The following is a 524-nucleotide window of genomic DNA, read 5'->3' as shown; positions in this document are numbered from 1 at the left end:
GGTCCTCCAGACCGATTTCTCCGTCTCGTACAGCTTCACCTTCCTGGAGACGCTGAACACCGACGTGCTGAAGGCCTTCTACGGCGACGACAACGTCACCGTGACCGCCGCGACCCCGTCCGCCGGCACCCTCCGGACCGTGAAGATCAACGCCGACGTGCTCCCGCACAAGTCGTTCGTCTTCGAGATGAAGGACGGCGACGCGAAGATCCGCATCCACGTCCCGGACGGCCAGGTGAACGAGGTCGGCGAGGTGACCTACAACGACGGCGAGCTCATCGGCTACACGGTGACCATCGAGGCGTTCCGTGACACGGACCTCAACGCCAACGCCGTGAAGTACATCGACGACGGCAAGCCGACCGCCTGACCTGTCGCGCAAGGCCCCTTGCGCGCCTCTAGCTACCCCTCCCGGAGCCCCCGCTAGGCCCGCTCCGGGAGGGCTCTTCTTTGCTCCACCCTGGGCCTAGCACCACCACGAACGAAGGGCCTAGCAGCCATGAGCGACACCACCAAGACCGCCG

1 protein-coding gene is annotated in these 524 nt (G+C 65.5%); it reads left to right on the top strand.

Annotation, left to right across the window (positions count from 1 at the left end):
• On the top strand, positions 1-370 hold a 370-nt coding region (locus PROKR_RS01675), incomplete at its 5' end, for a phage tail tube protein (protein ID WP_084800202.1).
• Positions 371-524: the final 154 nt, after the last annotated feature.

This window comes from Promicromonospora kroppenstedtii DSM 19349 (genome assembly GCF_000515355.1).
In the GTDB taxonomy this organism is placed as follows: domain Bacteria; phylum Actinomycetota; class Actinomycetes; order Actinomycetales; family Cellulomonadaceae; genus Promicromonospora; species Promicromonospora kroppenstedtii.
The sequence above is the reverse complement of the archived record's forward strand: the minus strand, read 5'-3'. Positions and strand labels throughout refer to the sequence as shown.